Origin of the sequence: Acidovorax soli (genome assembly GCF_014207955.1) — a bacterium.
In the GTDB taxonomy this organism is placed as follows: Bacteria; Pseudomonadota; Gammaproteobacteria; order Burkholderiales; family Burkholderiaceae_C; genus Acidovorax; species Acidovorax soli_A.
Map to the genome: position 1 here is coordinate 237403 of NZ_JACHLK010000009.1, position 21314 is coordinate 258716.

The 21314-nt window shown below is 69.1% G+C and carries 22 protein-coding genes; 10 read left to right on the forward strand and 12 right to left on the reverse strand.

Going from position 1 to position 21314, the window contains the following annotated elements; genetic code table 11:
* Window positions 1-162: 162 nt before the first annotated feature.
* Window positions 163-672, forward strand: coding sequence for a chemotaxis protein CheW (locus HNP48_RS22060; protein WP_184861083.1), 510 nt, complete (start codon window positions 163-165; stop codon window positions 670-672).
* 33 nt (window positions 673-705) lie between these two features.
* Window positions 706-2475 carry a methyl-accepting chemotaxis protein gene (locus HNP48_RS22065; protein ID WP_184861085.1) on the forward strand — a complete coding sequence of 590 codons (1770 nt, stop codon included), beginning with the start codon at window positions 706-708 and terminating at the stop codon, window positions 2473-2475.
* 18 nt (window positions 2476-2493) lie between these two features.
* Here the strand turns inward: HNP48_RS22065 and HNP48_RS22070 are convergent, their stop codons facing one another.
* The 3 genes from HNP48_RS22070 to HNP48_RS22080 all read right to left on the reverse strand — a co-directional run bounded on the left by HNP48_RS22070 (window position 2494) and on the right by HNP48_RS22080 (window position 4655).
* Window positions 2494-3150, reverse strand: coding sequence for a 2'-5' RNA ligase family protein (locus HNP48_RS22070; protein WP_184861087.1), 657 nt, complete (start codon window positions 3148-3150; stop codon window positions 2494-2496).
* Between the two features lie 127 nt (window positions 3151-3277).
* Window positions 3278-4009, reverse strand: coding sequence for a siderophore-interacting protein (locus tag HNP48_RS22075; protein WP_221480302.1), 732 nt, complete (start codon window positions 4007-4009; stop codon window positions 3278-3280).
* A complete protein-coding gene (locus HNP48_RS22080; protein WP_409362577.1) occupies window positions 3996-4655 on the reverse strand; it encodes an MSMEG_1061 family FMN-dependent PPOX-type flavoprotein in 660 nt (219 codons plus the stop codon). The genes HNP48_RS22075 and HNP48_RS22080 overlap by 14 nt, the downstream gene beginning before the upstream one ends.
* Window positions 4656-4990: 335 nt before the next feature.
* On the opposite strand from HNP48_RS22080, the gene HNP48_RS22085 reads away from it, so the two are divergent.
* Window positions 4991-5767 carry a helix-turn-helix domain-containing protein gene (locus HNP48_RS22085; protein WP_184861091.1) on the forward strand — a complete coding sequence of 259 codons (777 nt, stop codon included), beginning with the start codon at window positions 4991-4993 and terminating at the stop codon, window positions 5765-5767.
* Here HNP48_RS22085 and HNP48_RS22090 read toward each other — a convergent pair.
* A complete protein-coding gene (locus HNP48_RS22090; protein WP_184861093.1) occupies window positions 5764-6720 on the reverse strand; it encodes a succinylglutamate desuccinylase/aspartoacylase family protein in 957 nt (318 codons plus the stop codon). The genes HNP48_RS22085 and HNP48_RS22090 overlap by 4 nt on opposite strands.
* Window positions 6721-6727: 7 nt before the next feature.
* Complete coding sequence (locus tag HNP48_RS22095) at window positions 6728-7732, reverse strand: tripartite tricarboxylate transporter substrate binding protein (RefSeq protein ID WP_184861094.1); 1005 nt, start codon at window positions 7730-7732, stop codon at window positions 6728-6730.
* A 113-nt stretch (window positions 7733-7845) separates the two neighbouring features.
* Here HNP48_RS22095 and HNP48_RS22100 point away from each other — a divergent pair, with 113 nt between their 5' ends.
* Window positions 7846-8706 carry a MurR/RpiR family transcriptional regulator gene (locus tag HNP48_RS22100; protein ID WP_184861096.1) on the forward strand — a complete coding sequence of 287 codons (861 nt, stop codon included), beginning with the start codon at window positions 7846-7848 and terminating at the stop codon, window positions 8704-8706.
* A 26-nt stretch (window positions 8707-8732) separates the two neighbouring features.
* Here the strand turns inward: HNP48_RS22100 and HNP48_RS22105 are convergent, their stop codons facing one another.
* Genes HNP48_RS22105 through HNP48_RS22115 form a run of 3 tightly spaced genes read right to left on the reverse strand, consistent with a single transcriptional unit; the run spans window position 8733 to window position 12022 of the window.
* The gene (locus HNP48_RS22105; RefSeq protein WP_184861098.1) at window positions 8733-9929 is read right to left on the reverse strand and encodes a PLP-dependent aminotransferase family protein; all 1197 of its coding nucleotides are present in this window, start codon (window positions 9927-9929) and stop codon (window positions 8733-8735) included.
* A 54-nt stretch (window positions 9930-9983) separates the two neighbouring features.
* Window positions 9984-11039 carry a M14 family metallopeptidase gene (locus HNP48_RS22110; RefSeq protein WP_184861101.1) on the reverse strand — a complete coding sequence of 352 codons (1056 nt, stop codon included), beginning with the start codon at window positions 11037-11039 and terminating at the stop codon, window positions 9984-9986.
* 5 nt (window positions 11040-11044) lie between these two features.
* Window positions 11045-12022 carry a tripartite tricarboxylate transporter substrate binding protein gene (locus tag HNP48_RS22115; RefSeq protein ID WP_184861103.1) on the reverse strand — a complete coding sequence of 326 codons (978 nt, stop codon included), beginning with the start codon at window positions 12020-12022 and terminating at the stop codon, window positions 11045-11047.
* Between the two features lie 101 nt (window positions 12023-12123).
* Here HNP48_RS22115 and HNP48_RS22120 point away from each other — a divergent pair, with 101 nt between their 5' ends.
* The 4 genes from HNP48_RS22120 (at window position 12124) to HNP48_RS22135 (ending at window position 15604) form a co-directional block, all read left to right on the forward strand.
* A complete protein-coding gene (locus tag HNP48_RS22120; RefSeq protein ID WP_184861105.1) occupies window positions 12124-13020 on the forward strand; it encodes a LysR substrate-binding domain-containing protein in 897 nt (298 codons plus the stop codon).
* A gap of 27 nt (window positions 13021-13047) precedes the next feature.
* Window positions 13048-13866: a DUF4336 domain-containing protein gene (locus HNP48_RS22125; RefSeq protein ID WP_260420328.1), complete on the forward strand. Its 819-nt coding sequence runs from the start codon at window positions 13048-13050 to the stop codon at window positions 13864-13866.
* A gap of 33 nt (window positions 13867-13899) precedes the next feature.
* The gene (locus HNP48_RS22130; RefSeq protein WP_184861107.1) at window positions 13900-14523 is read left to right on the forward strand and encodes a protocatechuate 3,4-dioxygenase; all 624 of its coding nucleotides are present in this window, start codon (window positions 13900-13902) and stop codon (window positions 14521-14523) included.
* 178 nt (window positions 14524-14701) lie between these two features.
* Complete coding sequence (locus tag HNP48_RS22135) at window positions 14702-15604, forward strand: MBL fold metallo-hydrolase (protein WP_184861109.1); 903 nt, start codon at window positions 14702-14704, stop codon at window positions 15602-15604.
* 45 nt (window positions 15605-15649) lie between these two features.
* Here the strand turns inward: HNP48_RS22135 and HNP48_RS22140 are convergent, their stop codons facing one another.
* Together HNP48_RS22140 and HNP48_RS22145 are read right to left on the reverse strand one after the other, a co-directional pair.
* Window positions 15650-16657: a bestrophin family protein gene (locus tag HNP48_RS22140; RefSeq protein WP_184861111.1), complete on the reverse strand. Its 1008-nt coding sequence runs from the start codon at window positions 16655-16657 to the stop codon at window positions 15650-15652.
* Entirely contained in the window at window positions 16654-17397 is a 744-nt protein-coding gene (locus tag HNP48_RS22145; protein ID WP_184861113.1) for an SDR family oxidoreductase, read from the reverse strand. Before HNP48_RS22145 ends, HNP48_RS22140 begins: the two co-directional genes overlap by 4 nt.
* 62 nt (window positions 17398-17459) lie before the next feature.
* Here HNP48_RS22145 and HNP48_RS22150 point away from each other — a divergent pair, with 62 nt between their 5' ends.
* Entirely contained in the window at window positions 17460-18470 is a 1011-nt protein-coding gene (locus tag HNP48_RS22150; RefSeq protein ID WP_184861115.1) for a GlxA family transcriptional regulator, read from the forward strand.
* Window positions 18471-18477: 7 nt separating this feature from the next.
* Here the strand turns inward: HNP48_RS22150 and HNP48_RS22155 are convergent, their stop codons facing one another.
* Window positions 18478-19476, reverse strand: coding sequence for an SLAC1 anion channel family protein (locus HNP48_RS22155; protein WP_260420329.1), 999 nt, complete (start codon window positions 19474-19476; stop codon window positions 18478-18480).
* Window positions 19477-19585: 109 nt separating this feature from the next.
* Between HNP48_RS22155 and HNP48_RS22160 the strand changes: the two genes are divergently transcribed.
* A complete protein-coding gene (locus tag HNP48_RS22160) occupies window positions 19586-20539 on the forward strand; it encodes a GlxA family transcriptional regulator (protein WP_184861119.1) in 954 nt (317 codons plus the stop codon).
* On the opposite strand, the gene HNP48_RS22165 is transcribed toward HNP48_RS22160, so the two are convergent.
* Window positions 20508-21242, reverse strand: coding sequence for a Crp/Fnr family transcriptional regulator (locus HNP48_RS22165; RefSeq protein ID WP_260420340.1), 735 nt, complete (start codon window positions 21240-21242; stop codon window positions 20508-20510). The two genes, HNP48_RS22160 and HNP48_RS22165, sit on opposite strands and share 32 nt — an antisense overlap.
* Window positions 21243-21314: the final 72 nt, after the last annotated feature.

Here is a 21314-nt window from a genome sequence, read left to right on the forward strand (position 1 = left end):
CTTCCTCCCCCAACACCCCCTGCAACGGCAGCCTGCAGACCTGCGCCTGTGTCTCCCATGGCACCGGATCGAAAGCAAACAATTGTCCTTGAAGTTGCAAAAATGATATTTATCATTAAAATGACGGAAATATCATTTCGATCACTTTACAAGGAGTGCGTCATGCCATCCCGTCCCGCCTCTCCCGCTCCCACCGGAGCACCCGGGGCCGCAGCCACCGCCTACAAAGCGGGCAAATACCTGGTCTTTCGCCTGGGCACCGAGTCGTATGGCGTGAGCATCCTGGGCATCCAGGAGATACGCTTCTATGAGCCCCCCACGCGCATCGCGGGTTCACCGCCCCACGTGCTGGGAGTTTTCGACCTGCGGGGCGCAAGCATTCCCGTGATCGACCTGCGCGCCTGCCTCGGGCTGGCGCCGCATTTCGATGCCGGCACCGTCACCGTGGTGGCCAACCCCGATGGCCGCCAGACCGTGGGCCTGGTGGTCGATTCGGTGTCGGACGTGGTGGAGCTGGAGGCCGGCCACTTCCGGCAGATGCCCTCCCTGGGCGAACAGGGCAGCACCCCCTACGTCAGCGGGCTGGCCTCCACCACGCAGGAGGGGCTGGAGCGCACCCTGCTGCTGCTGGACCTGCCCCGATTGCTCACGGCCCATGTCCCGCGGGCATGAGCACCACGCTGTAACCGAAAACGAGAGACAAGCATGAATTTCCGCAACATGACCGTGCGCGCCAAGCTGGGCGCGGCTTTCGGGGGCCTCGCCATCCTCGTGCTGTTGGTCTCGGGCCTGTCCTGGAAGGCCCTGTCGGACGCCAACACCGCCTTCGACCACTACGTGACGGGCATCAATGCACGCGGCGACGTGGCCCAGACCGTGCGCACCGCCGTCGACCGCCGCGCCATCGCCGCGCGCAACCTGGTGCTCGTGACCACGCCGCAAGCGATCGCCGAGGAAAAGGCCGAAGTGGTCAAGGCGCACCAGGACGTCCAGGAGCGCCTGGGCAAGCTCAAGGCCATGATCGCCGGCGCCGACGATTCCAGCGACCAGGCACGCACCCTGGTGAAAGAGATCGATGCCATCGAGGCGAAGTACGGCCCCGTGGCACTGGCCATCGTGGACCTGGCCCTCAACGGCAAACGCGATGAAGCCATCGCCAAGATGAACGAGGAATGCCGCCCCCTGCTGGCCGCACTGATCGCCAAGACGCGCGAGTACAGCCGCGTGACCGAAAAGCGCGCCCAGCAGATGGTGGACGAGTCGGCCGCACGCTTTGCCCTGCAGCGCAATCTGCTGCTGGCCGCCTGTGTGGTGGCGTTTCTGGCCGCGACGCTTGCCGGCGTGCTCATCACCCGCAGCCTGGCGCGTGCCCTGGGCGCAGAACCCGCAGCGCTGGGCGACGCCGCACAGCGCGTGGCCAGCGGCGACCTGAGCCCGGTGCCCGGGGCCGCTGCGGCTCACGGCAGCAGCGTGCTGGCATCGCTGGCCACCATGCAGGCCAACCTGGCCGAGATCGTGGGCCAGGTGCGCGGCGCTTCGGACTCGATCGCCACCGGCTCCACCCAGATCGCCACCGGCAACACCGACCTGAGCCAGCGCACCGAAGAGCAGGCCAGCGCCCTGCAGCAGACGGCGGCCACCATGGAGGAGCTGGGCACCACTGTGCGCCACAACGCCGACAACGCCAGCCAGGCCAACCAGCTGGCCGTGGGGGCATCGGAAGTGGCCGTGAGGGGTGGTGAGGTCGTGAACCAGGTCGTGGGCACCATGAAGGGCATCAACGACAGCAGCAAGAAGATCGTCGACATCATCGGCGTGATCGATTCGATCGCCTTCCAGACCAACATCCTGGCGCTCAACGCCGCCGTCGAAGCGGCCCGCGCCGGTGAACAGGGCCGGGGCTTTGCCGTGGTGGCCAGCGAAGTGCGCAGCCTGGCCCAGCGCAGCGCGCAGGCCGCCAAGGAGATCAAGACCCTGATCACCGACAGCGTCACCCAGGTGGAGCAGGGTTCCGCCCTGGTGGACCAGGCGGGCCACACCATGCAGGAGATCGTGGACTCGATCCGCCGCGTGACGGACATCATGGGAGAAATCAGCGCTGCGAGCCGCGAACAGAGCACGGGCGTGGGCTCGCTGGGCCAATCGGTGGCCCAGATGGACCAGGTCACGCAGCAGAACGCCGCCCTGGTCGAGGAAAGCGCCGCCGCCGCGCAAAGCCTGCAACTGCAGGCGCAGCAACTGGTGCAGGCCGTGGCCGTGTTCCGCCTGCCCGTGCGCGATGGCATGGCCCTGGCCGCCCCGGCTGCGCAGGGCATCCGTCCCGCACCACGCACCACCATGCCGCAGCCGGCCCGCATCCCCGTGGAGCGCCGCAAGACCCCCCGCATCGGCAGCCCGGCCTCCGGGCAAGCCGGCCAGCAGCACACCAGGGCCACCGCGACCGCGGGCGGGGATGACAGCTGGGAAAGCTTCTGACGCGCGGACGGCCCCGCACTAGTGAAACCGGTGGTGGTCCAGCCTCCAGCGCCCCAGCACCTGGTAGGCGCCACCCGAGCCCAGCCGGTTGTAGAGCAGCTGGAAGCCATGCACCGTCCAGCACAGCGGCTCCACCGGGTGCTCGGGCACGTCGCGCGGGCTGTAGTACAAGGTCATGTGGGGCGTGATGACCGGCGCACTGCGCGCGAAGTGCGGCAGCGGCCAGGCCGCCTGCAGCGCCTCGTGCAGTGCCTGGTACAGCGCCAGGAAGCCGGCGACCCCCTCGCCCTCGCCGCACAGCACCTGCGGGCGGTTGCCGCGGCGCCGGTGAAAGCTCAGAAACCGGTCGAGTCGCATGTTGAAAGCCGGCATGTCCACCCCGCTGGCGGCCCGCGCGGCCCACAGGGCCAGTGCCGGGGAGAACTCGGCATGCCAGTCCAGCGAGACCAAGGTCAGGTGCAGGCGCTCGGTGCGCACCTCGCTGCCGGTGAGCTGGTGGCGTGCGACCAGGTCGCGGCGCATGCGGTCCGCACACCACGCGGTCGCGGGGTCCGCCAGCACGGCAAAGAAGAGGTGGTGGGGCCGGGCACGCCGCTCGGGAGCAGGCTGGGGGTGCGGCCGTGACGAACGTGGCTCGGCCGCTTCCACCCCGGGCAAGGACAGCTGGTGTGGCATGGCATGGACTCCATGGACTGGTCCCCACACTAGCGCTCGCGCGCCCGCTTGTCCAGTGCGCAGCGGGAACAGCTGTAACCAGGACCTGCCGGCGAACGCCCCCGGGCACCGACCAGGCTGGAAAGCCTCAGTCCATGCCCGTCTTGCCGGGCGCCCAGTAGGCCTTGGACACGATGCGCGATGCCGGCACGCCGCGCGCCTTGAGCGCCTGGCGCGCCTGCTGGATTGACTGCGCCCGGCCCGTGAGCACGAAGCGTGTGCCATCGCCGCTGCACTGCGACCACAGCCCGCCGATGGCCTGCAGCCGCCCTGCCTCGTCGCTGCGCTCCACCAGCAGCGCAGGCACCACGCCCAGTGCCTGCAGCGCCTGGGCGGATTCGGTTCTGGACTCCACCTCGAACACGCAACGCGGCAGGGCTTTGCCGGCCATCGCCGCGCCCACCGCAGCGGCCAGTCCGAACGAGGTCTCGTCGCCATGCAGCACCACGGGCCCGGTGAGGTCGCCAAGCGCCAGCGAGCGGTGCGGCCCGAAGACCTGGCACGCATCGCCCACCCGCACGCGGCGCAGCCAGTCGCTGCCCGGCCCGGCGCCGTGGGCATGGCCCAGGATGCGCGTGCGCCCGCGTTCGGCATCGAAGACGATGGGTGTGAAGGTGCGCGCCGTGAACGGCCCCGCCACCTTGACCTGCAGCTTGTGTCCAGGGGCCCAGGCCACGCCCTGCAGGGCCTCGCCCTCCAGGGTGATGCGCCGAAAGCGCTGTGCCACCGGCTCCACCGCAGCCACCCAGGTGTTGCGCAGCAGCAGCCGGTCGAAGGTGCGCTCCAGCAGGCCCGGCCTGCGCGGCTCAGTAAAGTGCATGGCGCACCTCGTGGTCGTAGTGCGCGTCGATCTGGCCCACCTGTTCTTCGCTGACCTGGGCCCCGGCATCCCCTAGCCGCGTGAGCTCCGCCAGCATCTGCCCCACCGTGGGCAGGGCCTTGCGGTTCACCTGCGACGTGGGTGCCCACAGCCTGGCGCGGTTCACCGCCTTGCCGCAATGCATGAGCACCTCGCTGATGGCCACCACCGTGGCGGTCTTGGGCGTGCGCCCCTGCTCCGCCAGCTCGGCCAGCAACTCGGGCGCGGTGGACACCCGGGCCTGGCCGTTGATGCGCAGGAACACCTCCAGCCCGGGAAAGAGGAACAGCATGCCCACGCGGTCGTCGTGCTGCAGATTGCGCAGCGACTCGATGCGGTTGTTGCCCGGCCAGTCGGCAAAGGCCAGGGTGTGGGCATCGAGCACCCGCACAAAGCCTGGAGGGCCGCCTCGCGGCGAGGCATCAAGCCCCTGGCCGCTGCCCGTGGCCAGGCAAAAGAAGGTCGCGGCCTTCAGGTACTGTTCGTGGAAGCCGATGAGGCGGTCGAGCACCGCCTTCTGGATCATCTCCGACGGGGGCGCGTACAGGGCATCGAGGTCGGCGGCGTCGGCCCTGGCCGGGGCCGGCTGCGCCACCAGCGCACGCAGTTGCGGGTCCCGGACTTCGAGCACATCGAACAGGCCGAGCGCGCGCAGCCCCGGGGCCAGCGCCTCGATGTCGCGCCGTGCCGCCTCGCGCTCTGCGGCCGGCGTGGCAGGGTCCTGCAGCACCCGTGCATTGGCGAGGAAGGCTCCCACCGATCCCTTGCGGACGGTGACACCGCCCGCCTCCACCTCGTTGACATGGTCTGGCAGTACATCCTGTGCGCGCATGGTCTGGCTCCTGGGGTTGCGATGGAGACAAGAATAGGACGCATTCACATGGCGGCTGTAAACTACGCAAGCCAATTGATTGCTCGCATCCGCCATTCCTCGCCCGCGCCATGTCCGACCTGAAACTCGACCCCCGGGTCATCGACGCACCCGGCGGCCCGCTGCTCATCGCGGCAGCGGGCTCGGACGACAGCGAGCGCATGTCCGAGCCGCACCAGCATGAGCGCGGCCAGCTGTTCGGCTCGCTGCGCGGGCTGATCTCGGTGAAGGTGGAAGAGGCGGTGTGGGTGGTGCCGGCCATCCATGCGGTGTGGCTGCCGCCGCACCACCGGCATTCGGCGGCATCGCACGGGCCCTTCCATGGATGGAGCGTCTACATCGACCCGGAGGCCTGCCGGACGCTGCCCGCCACGGCCTGCACCCTGCGCACCTCGGGCCTGCTGCGCGAGGCCGTGCTGCGCGCCGCCGAATGGCCGCTGGGGCCACTCGATGCCGTGCAGTCGCGCGTGGCCGGGGTGATCCTGGACGAGATCCGCAGCCTGCCGGTCGAGCCCCTGGGCCTGCCGCTGCCGCGCGATGCGCGCCTGCAGCGCATTGCCCGCGCCCTGATTGCCGACCCTGCGGACGCGCGCGACCTGGAGGCCTGGGCGCGCTGGGCCGCCACGAGCTCGCGCACGCTGAGCCGGCGCTTCGTGGAGGAGACGGGCTTTCACTTCACCGCCTGGCGGCAGCGCGCGCGCCTCATGCGGTCGCTGGAGATGCTGGCCGCAGGCGTGCCGGTGAATGCCATTGCGCTGGACCTGGGCTATGCCACGGCCAGCGCGTTCGTCACCCTGTTTCGGCGCACCTTCGGCGAGACGCCGGCGGTGTACCGGCAGCGGCTCTAGATCTGCACCGTGAGGTACACGCCCTCGCGCCCGACCACGGGGTCGCGCGTGGGCATGAAGATGGTGCAACCGTCGCAGGGCGAGCGGATTTCCTTGCCGGAATCGGTGGCGATCAGCTCGCCCTTGGCAAAGGTCTCGAAGCCGATGACCGGCCGCGTGAAAGCGAACTGCGGCGTCTGCACCAGGTGCACCTCCAGCAGCCGAAAACGCCGCGCAGGCGCGGCATCGGCGGGGGCCGGCAGGGCCTCGATGAGGCCGTGGTGCGCCAGAAAGCGCAGCGTCACATCGGTGGCCAGCTCGGCGGCCGAGCGGGCGAAATGCTGGCCGCACTCCACCACCACCGCGCCCAGGCTGTCGCCGGCGGGGTCGCCATGGCGCGCATAGGACATGACCCCCGTGCCCGGTGCTGCGCCCGGAGGCATCACCAGATGCACCAGCGGACTGCCCACGGCCAGGGTCAGCGCGGCATTGCGCGCAAACTCCGGGTAGACCCAGAAGGGCTGCACCGGCGCGCGCGTGGAGTGGATATCGAGGATGCTGTCGGCAGCGGCCAGCACCGGGCGCAACTCGCGGGCGCGGCGCAGCTCGGGGCTGTACTCGCTGCCATCAAGCATCTCGGGCGACCAGATGCGGTTGAGGTTGTGCACCAGTTGGCGGTTCTCGTACGGGCGCTCGATGTCGAAGGCCTCGTAGGCCTCCACATTGGCAAAACTCACCGTGAGCGTACCGATCTTCGGGCGCACGCCCGTGTCCAGCAGGTGCGTGGCCGCCACCATGCCGCAGATCTCGTTGCCATGGGTCAGCGCGTTGATCAGCACATGCGGGCCAGGCCGGCCCGACTCGAAACGGTGCACGTAGTCGATACCCGTGTTGCCCTTCCGGTAGGCCGACAGGTCACGCGGCAGCACCTCCAGGGGCGAATCGTCAGGAGCGAAGGCAGCCTGCCGGGGCATGGACAGCTCACTCACCACGGATGCCCAGGCGCTTGACCAGATCGCCATAGACCGCCAGGCGCTCGCCCATCATGGCGGTGAACTGGGCGGACGACAGGGCCTCGGGCGCGAGCATGCCGCGCGCGAGCAGCCCTTCCACCATCGCAGGCTGCTCGGCCACGGTGCGCACGGCCTTGTACAGCGCGGCCTGCACCTCGGGCGGTGTCTTGGCCGGGGCGGCCAGGCCGATCCACGAGGTGGCGTTGCTCAGCGGGTAGCCCAGTTCCTCGAAGGTTGGCACCTCGGGCAACACGGCCAGGCGCTTGGGCGCGGCCACCGCCAGCGCACGCAGCTTGCCGGCCTGGATCTGCTGCAGGAAGGGGCCCAGGTTGTCGAGAGCGAACTGCACCTCGTTGGCCACCAGCGCGGTGATCATGGGGCCGCCGCCCTTGTAGGGCACGTGCACTGCATCGATCTGCGTGGTGCTCTTGAACAGCTCCACGTTGAGCTGGCCCATGCTGCCCGGCCCTGCGCTGCAGTAGTTGAGCTTGCCCGGGTTGGCCTTCAGGTGCGCGATGAATTCCTTGACCGTCTTGGCCGGCACGGCCGGGTTCACCGTCAGCACATTGGGCGTGCGCGCCAGCTGGGCGATGGAGGCAAAGTCCTTGATCGGGTCGTAGCCCACATTGGCCTGCGTGAGCGGGTTGGCCAGGTGTGAGCTTTGCGAGGACACCACCAGCGTGTAGCCATCAGCCTTGGCACGTGCCACCTGGGCGCTGGCGATGGAGCCGCCCGCCCCCGCGCGGTTGTCCACCACCACCGAGGTGCCCAGCGCCTTGGCCAGCGGCTCGGCATAGAGGCGCGCGATCAGGTCCACCGAGCCCCCGGCGGGGAACGGCACCACCAGGGTGACCGGGCGGGAGGGAAAGGCCTGCGCACGGGCCGCCAAGGGCAATGCCGCCGTGGCAGCGGCAAGGCCCGCACCCAGGAGTTCGCGGCGGCGCAGGGTGAAGGCAGGGGATGTGGAGTTCATGGGTTTGCGGGAAGGATGTAGGAAATTTGACGGCATTCTTGCAGTTTGATTTTAATTTTGCAACAACACGCGCAAAATGGACATTGCCCCGATCTGCGCACAATCCCATGGCCATGAACCTGAACCAACGCATCGCCAGCTACGGCAAGAAGCTCACCAAGAGCGAACAGCGCCTGGTCGCCGAACTCCAGGCCCAGCACCCGCAGGGCCTGCTCGAATCGGCCACCCAGCTGGCGCGCAAGGTGAACACCAGCGCCTCCACGGTGGTGCGGCTGCTCACCAAGCTGGGCTATGCGAGCTACGCCGAGGCGCAGATGGAGGCCCGCTCGGAGGTGACGGCCCTGCTCGCCACGCCGGGCACGCGGGCCGATGCGGTCATCGGCGACGACACCTCCATCCGCTCCTGCCTGGACAATGTGCTGCTGCACGACCAGCACAACCTGGCCACCACCTTTGCCGCGCTGGATGTGGCGGCCTTCGAGGCCACGGTGCGCCTGTTCACGCAGCGCAAGGCGCGCGTGCACCTGCTGGGCCAGCGCCATGGCACCCCCATTGCCAGCCACCTGGCGCTGCACCTGAACATGTGCCTGCCCGAGGTGCGCCTGATGGCGGCCACCAGCCCCTTGTTCATCGAAGACGAGATGCTCTGGCTGGGCGAGCACGACGTGCTGCTGGCGCCCACCTTCCGCCGCCATTCGCTGGCCATCACCCGCGCCGCGAAATACTTCCGGGAGCAAGGCGCCAAGGTGGTGCTCATGACCGACGATCCGACGGCGCCCGCGGTCGCCTCGGCCGACCACGTGCTGCTGGTGCGCACCTCCAGCGCCTCGCCGTTCGATTCGTACACGGCCGCGCTCTCGGTGGCCAATGCGCTCGTGATGGCCGTGGCACAGCGCCGCAAGAAGGAGCTGGGCGCCACGCTGGAGCGCGGCGAGGCCCTGTGGGCCCGGCACTGGAAGGAAGGCAGCGCCTGACGCGGCCCGCCTCCGAGCAACCCGCGCTACAGGGCCTGCCCCAGGCGCGCCACGCCCTCGCGGATCTTCTCCACATCCGCCGTCGCAAACGACAGCCGCAGCGTCGCGTTGTCCGGGTTGGCGCAGAAGAACGGCGTGCCGGGCACGAAGGCCACACCCTTGTCGATGGCGCGCTTGGCCAGCACGTTGCCGTCGGCCACCTTGCCGCCCGCGCCCGTGAGGCGCGCCCAGACGAACAGGCCGCCCTGGGGCTGTACGAAGTCGATGGCCTCGCCCAGTTCCTTGCGCAGCGCATCGCCCATGGCCTGGGCGCGCTCGGCGTACACCTTGCGCACCTTGGCCAGGGTGGCGGGCATGCGGCCGGCCTTGAGGTATTGGGCGGCCGTGGCCTGGGCGAAGGTGCTGGTGTGCGCGTCGCTGAATTGCTTGCACATGGTGGCCTTGGCCAGCAGTTCGGCCGGAGCGATCATCCAGCCCACGCGCAGGCCGGGCGAGAGCACTTTGCTCATGGAGCCGCAGTGGGCCAGCAGTTCGCGGCTGCCGGGCACGCTGGCCGAGAGGTTGAGCAGGCTGGGCGGGGGGGCTTCGCCGAAGTACAGGTCGCCGTAGGGGTCGTCTTCGACGATCAGGGTCTGGTGCTTGACGGCCATTTCCAGCACGGCCTTGCGGCGCTCCAGGCTGAGCATGGCGCCGCTGGGGTTGCCGAAGGTGGGGATCAGGTAGACGAACTTGGGCTTGTGCTCGGCGATCAGCTTTTCCAGCTCGTCGGTCTTCACGCCGTTGCCGTCGATGGGCGCGCTGATGAGTTCGGCGCCATACAGGCGAAAGCACTGGATGGTGGCCAGGAAGGTGGGGCCTTCGACGATGACCTTGTCGCCGGGGCTGATGAGGGTCTTGCCCAGGAGGTCCAGGGCCTGCTGGCTGCCGGTGGTGACGATCAGGTTCTCGGGGGCCAGGTCCTTGGCGCCCTTGCTGGCCATGAAGGCGGCCAGTTGCTCGCGCAGGGGTTGGTAGCCTTCGGTGGCGCCATACTGCAGGGCGGCGCCGGGTTCCTCCGTCAGGGCCTGGTTGCTGGCTTCGCGGATGCCCTGCACGTCGAACATCGCGCTGTCGGGGAAACCGCCGGCAAAGCTGATGATGCCCGGCTTGCCCAGGAGCTTGAAGAGCTCGCGGATGGCGGAGGTTTCTACGTTGTTCAGGCGGTCGGCGAATCGAAGGGGCATGGTCTGTCTCGTTGAAAACGCAAGAAAGAAAAAAGAAAAGCGGCGGGTGCCGGATCACGCGGCCAGGGCGGCCACGGCCTGCACCACGGCCGTGCGGGCCTGGCCCAGCACCATGCCCTGCCACAGCGGGTTCTCGCTGCAAAAGGCATTGAACATGGCGTGCCGCACCTGGGCAGCGAGCGCCGGCGCGGCGTCGGGGTGCAAGGCCAGCCAGTGGTCGGCGCGCAGGGCATCGAGCATGTCGGCAGCCGGCACGGTGCCAAACTCCAGTGCCATGCAATCCACGGTGGCGCCGGCGCACTCGTCGTAGATCGCACTGGCCGCCGTGCCCTGCAGGGCCTGCGACACCGACTGGCCCTGCTGGGGCGAGAACACGTCCGCGCCCCAGCAGGCCCGGGCGCGCTCGAGTTCGCCCGGCTGGCCGCGGCCGGCAAAGATCTTTTCGCCATGGCCAAAGGGACCGAGCCCCGAATGGATGTCGATCCAGCTGATCCGGTGCCTGGCGCGCCCCTGCTCGCGCAGCACCGCGCGCAGCGTGGTGTTGCTCCAGGCGGGCCGCAGGCCGGTGAAGAACAGGCCATCGGCATGGCTGGCCTGCCCGCGCATGGTGGTGCGCAGCCAGTCCGCCTGCCCATCCAGCGCCGCCCGGTTGTCGGGCCCGGGCGGCCACTGCGGCGGGAGCAGCAGGCCATGCAGCGCAGCGTAACCGGCGTTGGCCGGCAGCGGCTGGCTGAAATCGAGGAAGTTGCGATTGAGGTCCACGCCGTCCTCGTTGACCCGGCGCTGGTACGAAAAGCCATGCGGGTTGACCGCATGCACCAGCAACAAGGCCACGCGGCCCTGGTGCAGACGGTCCTGCAGGTCCGGGTCGTGCAGCAGCGCAGCCTGCACGGCCGAGCCGCACAGGCCTTCGACACCATGCACGCCGGAGGTCACGACCACCAGGCGGTCCGCATCGGCCGGGCCGCAGAGCACGGTGTCCATGCCCAGGGCTTCGCCCTGCGCGCCGCGATGGCCGGGGAGTTCGTGTGCATGCACAGGCAGGCGCAGTTGGGCTGCGCCGTGCCGCAGGCGCTCGCGCGCCGCCATGTAGGTCGGGGTTGGCAGCACGCGGTTCACCCCTCCAGCTTGACGCCTTGCGCCATGCGCCGGATGCGCGTGTTCTCGGCCGCGTAGTAGCGCCCGGCATCGGCCAGCGAAAGCGCCGGGCCCAGTTCAGCGCCTGCGGCCTGCGTGGCGGCGCGCGTCTCGGCCATCTGCACCACCTGCGCCAGCGCCTGGTTCAGGCGCTGCAGCACGGCATCGGGCGTCTTGGCCGGGGCCAGCGTGCCAAACCACAGCGAGTGGTGAAAGCCCTTGAGCAGCTTGCCCTCGTCGAAGATCGGCACGTTCGGCGCCAGGGTCGAGCGCTGGGCAGCAGCCACCCCCAGGATCTTCATCTGCCGTGCGTCCACCATGTTCAGCAGATTGCGCGCCACGGGCAGGAAGGTCATGTCGATCTGCTCGCCGATCAGGTCCTGGATCAGCGGCCCGCCGCCCTTGTAGGGCACGTGGAACATGCGGGCACCGCTGGCCGTACGCAGGTTCTCGCTGACCAGGTGGTACATCGATCCCATGCCCGTGCTGCCATACGACAGCTCCCGCCCTCCTTCGCTGCGCGCCAGGGCGATCAGCGAGTCCAGGCTGCTGGCGGCCAGGCCGTTGCGCACATAGAGCGCCAGGGGCGTGGCATAGAACAGGTTGAGCATGCGAAAGTCTTCCGCCACATAGCGCGAGCCCGGGATCGACAGCGGCGCAAGCACCACCTCGTTGGGCGAGCCGATGAGCAGGGTGTTGCCGTCCGGCGCCGCCGCCAGCACCTTGCGCGCGGCCAGCGAGCCGTTGGCACCGGCGAGGTTCTCCACCACCACCGTCTGCCCCAGCACCTTCTGCAGACCAGGCTGGATGGCCCGGGCCAGGATGTCCGAGCCGCCGCCCGGAGGGTACGGCACCACCAGGGTGATGAGCTTGTCTCCCGCGCCTTGGGCCAGGGCCGGCCAGGCAGTGGCGGTGGCCAGTCCGGCCAGGGTGTTGAGGGCCATCCGTCTTTGCATGTGTTGTCTCCGTTCGAGCCTGTGGGAATGGGCGAAGCTTAGGCAAGGCAGACGCAAATAAAAAGACAGAAAATTTTCCCATGTGATAACTTTCGGTGATCATGAAATTCCACCAACTGCGCTGCTTCCTGGCCGTGGCGCAACACCGCAGCATCCGCGCCGCGGCCCGGGCCCTGCCCCTGTCGCAGCCCGCGGTCACCAAGTCGCTGCGCGAGCTGGAGCACGACCTGGGTGTGCCGCTGGTCGTGCGCGGCGTGGCCGGCGTGCAGCTCACCGAATTCGGCGAAGCCTTTCGCCTGCGCGCCAGCCTGCTGATGCAGGAGAGCAGCCGCGCGCGCGAGGAGCTGGCCCTGATACGCGATGGCGTGGGTGCCACACTGTCGGTGGCCGTGGGCTCCACCGTGGCGCTGACCTTGCTGCCCAGGGTACTGGCGGCGTTCAAGCAGGCCTATCCGCGCGCCCAGGTGAACCTGTGGGAAGACGTGCAGCCGTCCAGCCTGGACCGCCTGCGCGACGGCACCCTGGATCTGGTGGTGATGCAGGGCACCACGCAGCCGCTCGACCCGGACATGGAGTCCCAGCCGCTGTACACGCTCGATTCGGTGGTGGGCGCACGCGCGCAGCACCCCCTGGTGCGCAGCCGTTCGCTGCGCAGCCTGCTCGATGCGGAATGGCTGCTGCCCTCCAGCGGCCACGACGTCCACAGCCCCAGCGAGCACGTGTTCACGGCCCACGGTCTTCCCGTGCCCAAGCGCATCACCAGCTGCTATTCGCTCACGCTGGCACTGGCCTTGATCAAGGAGATGGACTACCTGAGCGTGTTTGCCGCATCGCTGGCCCGCACCGAGTTCGGCCGCCATGGCCTCAAGGCCCTGCCGCTGCGCGAGCTGCTGCCGGCCTCCACCGTCAGCGTGATCCGGCGCCGGGGCTCGCAGGCCACGATTGCGGCCCAGGCCTTCGTGGACATGCTGGAGCGCATGGGGAAACAAGCGCACTGAAAGGCCAGGATCGATGGCAGAGAGCGCTTGCGCACCCAACGCAAGGCGCGCGTGGGCCTGCAGGGCCAGGGCCCGCCCGTCCGGTGCATGTCGAAATCGTTCAAGACGGTGCGTACCACCGGGGGCACGATGGGCGTTTTCCACCAGGACACCCGCCACTTCGTGCAACATCTCCACCCCCTTGCCAACGCGCTCTGGCATGCCACCCACACCTTCGTCGTCCACGGCTTGCCGGTTTCCACGCGCATGACCGTGGTGCGCCTATCAGGCGACAGGCTGCTGCTGCATTCGCCCATTCCCATCCACGCCGCCCTGCGCACCGAGATCGAGGCCCTGGGCACCGTTCGCTACATCGTGGCGCCGAGCAAGACGCACCACCTGTTCGCCCCCTCGTGCGCAGCAGCATTCCCACAGGCAGCCCTCTTTGGCGCCCCCGGCTTGCGCGCGAAGCGACCGGACCTGGCGGCTCTGCAGGACCTGCCGCGGCCCGAAGAGAAGGCGCCCTGGCGGCCCGAGCTCGAGCACCTGCAGATCGAAGGCATCCCCGCCGGCAACGAGACGGTGTGGTTCCACCATCCATCCCGCACCCTCATCGTCACCGACCTGGTGCAGTGGTGGCAGGGCGACCTGCCCTGGCAGGCACGCGCCTACGCCTCGCTCACCGGGGTGCGCCAGCGGCTGGCGGTGGCACGCACGGTGCGCCTGCTGGTGCGCGACAGGCAGGCGTTCCAGCGCAGTACGCAGAACATGCTCCAGTGGCCCTGTTCCCGCCTGGTGATGGCACACAACGCGGTCATCGAAGCAGATGCGCATGCGCAGCTTTCGCAGGCCCTGGCGCAAATGTGAGGAACTCGTGCGCAGAGCACGGCTCACAGTGCCATGCACACCACCGCCCTGCCCCGGCGCACCGTCGCCGCCGCCCTGGTCGCCGCCCCCACGCTCTGGCTGGGTGCACGCGCCCAGCCCGTTGCCGCACGCACCGCCACGCCCGCGCAGACCGAAGGCCCCTTCTACCCCGTGCGCCTGCCCGACGATGCAGACCACGACCTGCTGCGCAACGGCCAGCTGAGTTACCGCGGCGGCCAGCCGGCCTGGGTGGAAGGCACGGTGACCGACCTGGAGGGCAAGCCGGTGCGCGGCGCGCAGGTGGAGATCTGGCAGTGCGACGAGAACGGCCACTACCACCACCCGGGCGATGGCGGCAAGGCCGACGCCGCCTTCCAGGGCTTTGGCCGGGTGACCGTGGGGGCCGATGGAAGCTACCGCTTTCGCACCATCCGCCCCGTGCCCTACAGCGGGCGCACACCGCATGTGCACTTCAAGGTGCGGCTGGGCCCACGCGAGCTGCTGACCACGCAGCTCTACGTGGCGGGCGATGCCGGCAATGCGCGCGATTTTCTCTGGCGCAACCTGTCCGAGGCGGGGCGCAACGCGCTCACCGTGCCGTTCACCCGCGGTGCGGATGGACTGCAGGCGCGCTTTCCCATCGTCGTGGCCGCTTGAGCACGGCCCGGCTCACCTGCGGCGGTGGAACACCCTGCCGCCGTGAGCGCAGGCAAAGCCGAAAAGCCGCTCCCGGCGCACCACTCACCTTCGGGTGCGTACCTTCAGGTGCGTACTTAACAGGCGCTGCACCCGATGGCATCCTGCGGGCCCTTACACCCCCCTTCAGGACACCACCATGCCCCCGATTCTTTGCCGCCTGATCGCAGCCCTCCTGGCCCTGTTCCTGGGCCACGCCAGTGGAGCGCTGGCCAGCAACGCACCCCTTGCCCTTGAGATCTACCGGGCTGATGCCAAGGGCTTTCACGTGGCGTCCACCCTGGTCATGGGCCAGCAGGACGCCGTCCTGATCGACGCCCAGTTCACCCGCGCCGATGCCCACCGCCTGGTCGCCAACATCCTGGCGAGCGGCAAGCGGCTGACCCACATCTACATCAGCCAGGGCGATCCCGACTACTACTTCGGGCTGGAAGTCCTGCACCAGGCCTTCCCCCAGGCCCAGGTCATCGCCAGCCAGGCCACCATCGAGCACATCCGCGCGAGCCTGCCCGAGAAGATGAAGGTCTGGGGGCCCGTGCTCGGCGCCAATGGCCCGGTGGCACCCATCGTACCCACCGCCCTGGCAGGCAACGGATTCGAACTCGAAGGCCAGCGGCTCGAAGTGATCGGGCTGGACGGCCCTTCGCCGCTGTACAGCTTTGTCTGGATTCCCTCCGTCCAGGCCGTGGTCGGCGGCGTGCGTGTCTTCGGCAACATGCACCTGTGGATGACGGACAGCGCCTCGCCCGCAGAGCGGCAATGCTGGCTGAACGACCTGCAGCGCATCGAGGCCCTGGCACCCCGCACCGTGGTGCCCGGCCATGCCAGCCCGGGCCACCCCACGGACCTGGGCGCCGTGCGCTTCAGCAAGGCCTACCTGCAGGCGTACGGCGCTGCACTGCCCAAGGCCCGGAACGCCACCGAGCTCATCGCCACCATGAAAAGGCGCTACCCCAAGGCCATCGGCGATGACGTGCTGGCCCTGGGCGCCAAGGTCAACAAGGGCGAGATGCCCTGGGTGCCTGCGGCGGCCTGCCAGTGAGGACGGCTGCGGCATGGAAGTGACTGCCGCGCCCGATCACGGCGCTCACAGGATGATGTTGTTGCGCGGCCGCAGCAGCGGCGGCAGGTCCGCATCGCCCAGCAGTTCGCGCAGTTCGATTTCGACCATGCGGTTGATCTGGGCGATGGGCACATCGTTGGCACCGCCTTCGAACGGGTTCTCGGTACTGGCACCGACCTGCTCCAGCGTGGTGTACATCCACGAAACCGCCACGCTGAAGGGCACGACCAGCCACACCATGTGGCCCTGCATCCAACCGCTGGCCAAGGCATTCAGCGCATCGAACTCCTTGAGCAAGCCAAAGGGCAGCAGCACGCAGAAGAAGCGGATGAAGAAGGTGTTGATGATCGCGTACTGGCGCGGGTACGGGAAATTCTTGATGCGCTCGCTGCGCCCCTGGTGGTCCAGCAGCTCCTTGAGGACCTTTTCCATCTCGATGAAGAAGTTGATGGGGATCTCGCCCGTCTGGAACAATTTCAGAATGGTCCTGCTCTGCTGGGCCAGCAAGGCGGTGGCCTTGTTGCGCGAGGCGAGCACCGCGCGCAGCTCGTCCGCATCCAGAAACCTGGCCAACTCCACCTCGAGCGCCGTCTCCTGCTCGGGCACGCAGTAGCGGCGCTGGTACTCGGCATTGGTGCGCCGGTTCGTGCTCTCCCACGCCCTGTGCCGGCGCATCTGGTACCTGAGCGCGGTGACCCAGGCCAGGTGCCGGTGCACCAGTTCCCGGGTGGCCGCCTCGCTCTTCACATAGTCGCGGCTCACGAGGCCCCAGGCGCGGCTGGCATTGAGGATACCGGTCCACACCTGCTGGGCCTCCACCGTGCGGCCATGGGTCTGGGTGTTCTTGAAGCTCACGATGAACGCCGTGGCCGTGCCGATGAGCGCCACCACGGTCCAGGGCACACTCAGCCAGCGCCAGTGCGCCAGTTGGTAGAGACAGACCGGCACCAGGCCCAGCGCGACCAGGACATAGATCTCCCGCCGCGTCCAGACCATGAACTCGGAGAGCCGGTATCCCCTGCCAACGTTCATCGTTGCGTCATCCAGGTTTCGAATGTGATGGTGCCCAGGCGTGGCGCCTCGCCCGGCGTGAGCGAGCGGTCGTCGAGCTGCACGCCGAAATACGGCGCAGTGGCGTCGGCCACCACCGTGCGCGCATCACCAACGGCCGCCAGGTAGCGCTGCACCAGCGCAGCCAGCCCGAACCGCTCGGGCCCGGCGATCTCGATGGTGCCGTTGACGGGGGCGCCGAGTGCTGCGTCGGCCATGGCCGAGGCCACGTCGTCGGAGGCGATGGGCTGCACCAGCGCGGGCGACAGGCGCACCGTCTGCCCCTCGGTGCCCGCCTGGGCGATGCCGGCGAGGAACTCCAGGAACTGCGTGGCATGCACGATGGTGTAGGGAATGGCCGCGGCCTTGATCAGCTTTTCCTGCGCCAGCTTGGCGCGGAAGTAGCCGCTGGCCTGCAGGCGCTCGGTGCCCACCACTGAAAGCGCCACATGGTGGCGCACGCCGGCCGCCGCCTCGGCCGCCAGCAGGTTGCGGCCCGAGGTCTCGAAGAAGTCGAGCACCGCCTTGTCCTCGAACGAGGGCGAATTGGCCACGTCCACCACCACCTGCGCGCCGGCCAGCGCCTGGGCCAGGCCCTCGCCCGTGAGCGTGTTGACGCCGGTGTTGGGCGATGCCGCCACGGCCTCATGGCCGCGCGCGGTGAGCTGCTGGACGAGCTTGCTGCCGATGAGGCCGGTGCCTCCGATGACGACGATCTTCATGGTGTTCCTTGGGCACATGCAGGTTGATGCCTGAATGGTAGGATCGATGGCATCCGTCTCAAATGACCAATACCCCTGAAATCCTGCCAAAACGTGCGCGTGCCCGGCGCGTGCTGTTCGTCGCCTTTCCCGACGTGGGCCTGCTTGACCTGACGGGCGCGCAGACCGTTTTCTGGGCCGCGACCAAGGCCATGGAAGCACGCGGCCTGCCGGGCTATGAGCGCATCACCGCCAGCCCCGCGGGCGGCCTGGTGCGCAGCGCCGAGGGGCTGGAGCTGCAGACCGTGGCGCTGCGCCAATGCCGCGCGGCGTCGGTGGACACGCTCATCGTGCCCGGCTCGCCCCACATGGATGGGGTGCTCGAGCACTCCGCCCCGCTGGTGCAGTGGCTGCGGCGCGCATCGGCGAGAACGCGGCGCACGGCATCGGTGTGCAGCGGCGCCTTTTTGCTGGCCGCGGCCGGCCTGCTGGACCACAAGCGCGCCACCACGCACTGGCTCATGTTCGACCGCATGAAAGAGCGCTTTCCCACGGTGGAGATCGACCGCGACGCGATCTTCGTGCAGCAGGGCGCCGTGTGGACTTCGGCTGGCGTCACGGCGGGCATCGACCTGGCGATGGCGCTGGTGGAGGCCGATTGCGGCCACGACGTGGCCATGGAGGTGGCGCGCGAGCTGGTGGTCTACCTCAAGCGGCCGGGCGGGCAGTCCCAGTTCAGCGCCCTGCTGCGCTCACAGGCCGAAACCTCGCCCGCCTTCGAAGAGCTCAACCTGTGGATCTGCGCCCATTTGCAGCGCGAGGACCTCACGGTGGAGTTCCTCGCCGAGCGCGCCCGCATGAGCCCGCGCAACTTTGCCCGCCAGTACAAGGAAAAGACCGGCCGCACGCCAGCCAAGGCGGTTGAGGTGTTTCGCCTCGAAGCCGCCAAGCGCCTGTTGGAGGACTCCATCCGCCACATCGACCAGATCGCCACGCAATGCGGCTTTGGCGACGAGGAGCGCATGCGCGTGACCTTTCAGCGCCACCTGGGCGTGGCGCCGCGCGACTACCGCAGGCGCTTTGCGCGCAGATAGTGGTCGGCTACGGCCGCAGCAGCGTCCCGTCCACCGCAATGCGCACGGTGCGCAGCAGGAGCACGGCCAGCGCCACGCTCAGCACGCCCAGCAGCACGATGGCGAGTGCCCACAGCGGCCCGCTCGCCCGGGCTTGCGCATACTGCAGCGCCGCATTGGCCAGTGCCGCCATCGGAAAGCTGATGCCCCACCAGCCCGGCGAAAACGGGATGCCCGGGCGAAACACCTTGGGCGCCACCACCGCAAACATGAACAGCCCGAAGTAGAACAGCAGCGCCGCGAACCGGTCCACGCCGCCCACGAGATTGCAGTAGGCGAGAAACCCCACGGCGAATGGCGCCAGCAGCACCATGAGCGACGGGGCCATGGCCGGCGCCAGCGGTTCGCGGTGCACCAGCCGGCCCACGATCAGGGTGAAGAGCACCAGCGCCATCATGCTGCCGATGGCGGCGGCCAGCAGATTCACCTCCGCCGCCCAGGCCATGGGCATGTGCGCGCCGGTCACGGGAATGTCGAGCGTGGCCACGCAGGGCACGATCCAGGCCGGCACGGCGTTCGACGCATCCACCTGGCCCTTGAGCAGGCGCGAGACGACCACGAAGCACAGCACCAGCGTGGCCGCCACGCCCAGCGCCCAGGCGGTCTGCGCGGCGCCCGCGCTGTAGGGCGCGGCCACGGCCGACAGCAGCAGCACCGAGATGGCGATGGTGCCGAAGAAGTTGCCCGCCACGGGGTGGTGGAACTCGGCGTGCACGGCATCGGGGTGCTTCACCAGCTTGGCCAGGTAGCCTGCCGACAGCAGTACGAAGACCCCGAAGGCCAGCGCCCCGATGGCCTCGCCGATGACGGCCGGTGCCCCCAGGCCGCCATGCGCCAGCCGCCAGGCCAGTGCCAGGCCACTGAGGCCCATGACGGCGGCGAACAGATTCACGGGCAGATTGCGCACCGAGGCCTGGGAGCGCGGGTGGAGTGCGGGAGGAGAGGAAGGGATGGAAGATGCTTGCATGGTGGGCCTGATTGGCAGAATTTGCATGGATAGGTAGTTTCTGCCAAACTGGCGCGGCCGTCCCGGCCACGGCACGGCGTTTTCTGCCAATGACCGGGCCCTGTCTGCCATGCGCATCGCCATCCTCGCCTTTCCCCGTTTCCAGCTGCTCGATGTGGCCGGCCCTGCCGATGTGTTTGCCGAGGCGGCGCGCCAGCTGGGCCAAGCGCAGGCCTACCAGGTGCAGATGCTCAGCGCGAGCCCAGGCCCGCTGCGCAGCAGCTGTGGGCTGCGCATGGCCGTGGATGCGACCGTGGCCACGCAGCGCGGCGCCATCGATACGCTGCTGGTGGCGGGCAGCCCTGACCGGAACGACATGGCGACCGACGTACCGCTGCAGGACTGGCTGCGCCGCCGCGCCCGCACAGTGCGGCGCTATGGCTCGGTGTGCACTGGCGCCTTCGTGCTGGCCGCTGCCGGGCTGCTCGACGGCAAGCGCGTGGCGACCCACTGGAACTCTGCCGCCCAGCTGGCAGCGGGCTACCCCGACGCCTGTGTCGAGGCCGATGCCATCTACGTCCAGGACGGCAGGCTCTTCACCTCGGCCGGTGTCACGGCCGGCATGGACCTGGCGCTGGCCATGGTGGAGCAGGACCATGGCCGCGATCTGGCGCTGCGCGTGGCGCGCGAGCTGGTGATGTTTCTCAAGCGGCCGGGCGGGCAAAGCCAGTTCAGTGCCCACCTGGCGGCGCAGACGGCAGAGCGCTCCAGCGTGCGCGCGCTGCAGGAGCATGTGCTGGCCAACCTGCAAGCCAACCTCTCGGTGCCCGCCCTGGCGGCGCACGCCGGCATGAGCGAGCGCAGCTTTGCACGCACCTTCCGCAGCGAGACCGGCACCACGCCTGCCGAGTTCGTCGAGAACGCACGCATCGACGCCGCGCGCCGCCTGGCCGAGGAGTCGGACCTGCCGGCCAAGCGCCTGGCCGATGCCGTGGGCTATGCCAGCGTGGACGGCTTTCGCCGCGCCTTCACCCGCCGCCTGGGCGTGGGCCTCACGGAGTACCGACGGCGCTTTGCGGGCTGAGCCCCATGTCGCACGCCTGCCGCAGCAACGCCGCGTCCAGCACCTCGATGCTGCCGTAGCTCAGCCGTATCGCCCCGCCCTCCTGCAGCTCGCGCAGCGACCGGTTGACGCTGGAGCGGCCACTGCCCAGCATGCGCGCCAGTTGCTCCTGCGACCAGTGCACCGCGTGCACGGGGTTGTCGTGGCGCCAGCCCCAGCCGTGCAGGGCCAGCCACAGGCGGCGCGCGATGCGCTGGGTGAGCGGGCGGCGCATCTCCTCATCGATCACGCGGTAGACGATGCGCAGCTTGCCCACCGCCAGGCCGGCAATGGCGCGCCAATGCTGCGGGTGCGCCTCCAGCCAGGCCAGCAGCGGCTCGCGCGGCACGCAGAACACGGTGGAAGGCACGTCTGCCACGGCATCGTGCGAACGCGGCTGCCCGTCGGTGAACGACAGCTCGCCAAACCACAGGCAGGGGGACAGCACCACCAGCACCGGCATCTGGCCATCGGCATCGACCGACTGCACCGTGAGCGAGCCCGAAAGCACGCAGCACAGCCCGCCGCCTGGCTCGCCCTGGGCGAACAGGTGCTCGCCGGGTTGCAGCACGCGCTGGCGGCCGTGGGCGAGCAAGGCATCCTGCAGGGCGGCGCCGCAGTGGCGGAACCAGCTGTCGGCCAGCATGGTGGTGCGCAGGGTCGCTGCGTCGGCGTGGTCGGCCATCAAGGAGGTAAAGGGGCTGCAGGCAAAGGGTCGAGGTCCATTCTCACCCCAGGCCTGGAACCACTGCCTTCG